This window comes from Pedobacter sp. 01N416 (assembly GCF_056399685.1).
This window is the reverse complement of the sequence record NZ_JBFTRT010000531.1, coordinates 1-3,513: the sequence shown is the minus strand read 5'-3', so window position 1 is coordinate 3,513 and position 3,513 is coordinate 1. Positions and strand designations below refer to the sequence as shown.

At 38.5% G+C, this 3,513-nt stretch carries 2 protein-coding genes and 1 pseudogene; all 3 read left to right on the top strand.

Translation table 11 applies throughout. From position 1 onward, the window contains the following. A partial coding sequence (locus AC1DND_RS23000; protein ID WP_477584919.1) for an NAD(P)/FAD-dependent oxidoreductase occupies positions 1-963 on the top strand: 963 nt, incomplete at its 5' end. Positions 964-1,276: 313 nt separating this feature from the next. Then, the gene (locus AC1DND_RS22995; protein ID WP_215126077.1) at positions 1,277-2,179 is read left to right on the top strand and encodes an AraC family transcriptional regulator; all 903 of its coding nucleotides are present in this window, start codon (positions 1,277-1,279) and stop codon (positions 2,177-2,179) included. 87 nt (positions 2,180-2,266) lie between these two features. Continuing rightward, positions 2,267-3,513 (top strand): annotated as a pseudogene (locus AC1DND_RS22990) (DUF885 family protein); the annotation flags it as partial.

Here is a 3,513-nt window from a genome sequence, read left to right as displayed (position 1 = left end):
AAGCATGCCACGGCAAAACACGTAAGCCAATCGGCAGCACCTTTACGCGATTTATCGTTACTGAGCAAAAAACTATATGAAGGCTTGGCAAAAGAGCCTGATTTCGATTTCGAATTAACCAACAACGGCATTCTGGCATTTTATAAAACAGAAAAAGCAGGAGAAGAAGAAGCGCATTTAGCTGCAAGGGCAATTGAACTGGGTTTGGATATGGCTGTATTAACAGCCGAAGAATGCCGCGCATTACAACCCGATTTAAAATTAGATGTTTTAGGCGCAGTACATTATCGTTGCGATGCACATCTTTACCCAACAAAGTTGATGAATGCTTTGCTTCAATATTTACTAAACAATGGTGTTAAGATAGAACGTGGCAGAGAGGTTGATAAAATTGAAACGGCAGGCAATCGCATTATGAAGGTTTTTACAGGCAATACTGCCTGGGAAGCCGATCAGTACGTTTTGGCAACTGGTTCATGGTCGCCTGCTGTGGCTAAAATGGCCGATGTTAAAATATCTTTAATGCCAGGTAAAGGTTATTCTTTTATGGAACCGGAACCTCAGCAACGGCTAACTATTCCGGCATTGTTATGTGAAGCCAGGGTGGCCATAACACCAATGAACGGGCAGATTAGGTACGGCGGCACAATGGAGTTAGATAAAATTAATACCCGCATTAATATGCAAAGGGTTAAAGGGATTGTAGAATCGGTTCCAGTATATTTTCCAGATTTAAACCCCGCACTTCCGGCAGAAAAAGATATCTGGTATGGTTTCCGTCCGTCATCACCTGATGGTTTGCCTTACATTGGCAGAAGCGAAAAAAGAGAAAATCTAATTATCGCTACGGGCCACGGTATGATGGGGTTAAGTTTAGGTCCCGCAACGGGTTTGTTGGTTAGCCAGATTGCTTCGGGCATGGCTACTGATCTAAAAATGGAGCCATTTGCAGTAGTTCGATAATATACTAAGGAAGTCAAGTTTTTAAAACTTGACTTCCTTGACTTAACTTCACAATTCCCCCAAAAAACGCCGAAATGCATCGCTAATCTAAAAATAGCAAACTTCGCCCGTCTAAATTAATCGTTTTAGATCTTGCTTTACAGCAGGTTAACTAAATATATAGTGATTTACAAGCTGCAGAATTCATCATCAAATCCGTCATATATTATCAAAGTATAGCAGTATTTTAACCTTATTTAAGTTTTATTGGTTTATTTGAGTTAATATTTATACATTCATTTCGTAATCAAACTCAACCAACTAAACCGAAATTATGAAAGTATTACCATTTACCATGCTTGTTCCTGATGACAAGAGTGTGATATCGGAACATATTGAACTTCCATATTTTTACCAGTATCTGCACCGACATGATGAGTGGCAGATTACTTACATAGAAAAGGGAGAGGGGACGTTAATTGCGGGGAATGACATGCATGCTTTCCGATCGGGTGATATTTTTGTAATTGGGGCAAAACTTCCACATCTTTTTAAAAGCAACCCTGAATATTTCTCTGCTGATAACAATAAAACAATCAAAGCATGTTCTATTTACTTTAATCCTAACGGTATTTTAGCTGCTTTGTTCAATCTTCCCGAAATGAAGATGGCAAGTGGTTTTTTAGCTAAACACAAACATGGTTTCAAAATTCCTGCTGCTTTTACTAAAAACATGGTAACCAAAATGTTCAATGTTCACCAGGCATCAGGAGTTGATGTGCTGTTTAACTTCTTGAAATTGGTTAACAGTCTTCAGGATTTAAATGAGAATGTAGAATCGTTATGTTCGGATATGTATTCTTCTAACGTAACCGAAAATGAAGGGATGCGATTGAGCAAGATCATTAACTTCATTACCGAAAACTACAACAATCAAATTTCTTTAGAAGATGTAGCCAATGCCGCGTTTATGACTCCTCAGGCCTTCTGCAGGTATTTTAAGAAACATACCGGACATACTTTCGTGTCCTTTTTAAACGAAGTTAGAATTAACGATGCCTGTAAAAGCCTTATTTCGGGTGAGAAAGCCGATTGCATTTCAGGTGTAGCCTATAAAGCTGGTTTCAATAGTATTACCAATTTTAACCGGGTATTTAAAAGTATTATTGGCCAGTCGCCAAGAGCATACATCGATACTTATAATAATGTGAGCAGGGTGAGCTACGTAGGYGCTTAAACAAAAAACACTTTTATTTTTTTAAAAAAAGCTAGCCATTTTTTCAAATGGAGGCAAATGCTATTCGTTAAATTTAACCAACTCTAAATGCAAAACAAATTGAAGTTTTTTGCCCTTTTGTTAATGGTAAGCCTGTTATCAGGTACTTTTGTATTAGCCCAAACTTCAAACGAAAGTTTGTACGAACAAACCAGCGAAATGGGTACGCTGATAGTAGGCTACCAAAGGGATATGGATGCCATTAACGATTTCTACTATCCTTATTCTGCAGGAGGTACTTATTCTTTTCCGATGACTACTTTTAAAAGCCCGGAACAAAGAAAACGCCTGCAAGACATCAATAAAGATTATTTAAGTAAGTTAAAATCAGCCAAATTTGAAGGCTTTAGTATTTATGGCAAAGTAGATTATATCCTCCTTAAAAAACAGATAGAATCTTCTGTTTGGCTCTTGGGCAAAGAGGAAACAGAATATAATGCCCTGTCTAAATATTTCACCTTCGCCGATGCGATTTATGCACTCGAAAAACTAAGAAGAAGGGGCACTTATAAAGAAGGATCTTTACTGGCTGTCCAGATGACCGAAATCGCGAAGCAGATTGATACCCTGAGCCAAAATTTCACAAAGCAAGCAAGCCTCAAACCCGATCAGCTTAAAATGGCAACGGCCATAACCTTGAGTTTAAAACACCGTTTAAAAGGTTTTTATCAGTTTTATATGGATTATGAACCTGGTTTTACCTGGTGGGCACCTAAACCTTACGAAAGGTTAGATCTTGCTTTGACCAATTACGCTAAGTTTTTTAACGATAAAGGAGATCCTGTAGCTGGGGCAAAATCAAACAAACCAGAAATTAAGGGAAATCCCATCGGAAGGGAAGAACTGATCAGGCAATTAAATGCAGAGCTTATTCCTTATACACCAGAAGAACTGATTCAGCTTGCCGAAAAAGAATTTAAGTTTTGCGACGAAGAACTTTTAAAAGCATCAGCAGCAATGGGCTTCGGTAAAGACTGGAAAAAAGCTCAGGAAAAAATCAAGAATAGCTACGTACCCTTAGGTAAACAGCCAGAGTTGATTGTAAAACTACAGGATGATGCCTTAAGCTTTATAAAAGCCAACGATCTGATCAATATTCCGGCGCTTGCTGAAGAAACCTGGGGTATGGTCATGATGTCGGCAGAACGCCAATTGGTAAATCCATTTTTTACTGGTGGGCGCGAAATCAGTATTTCTTATCCAACAAATTCGATGGAAGAAGATGATAAGTTAATGAGTATGCGTGGTAACAATCCTTATTTTTCAAGGGGAACGGTACAGCACGAACTCTTGCC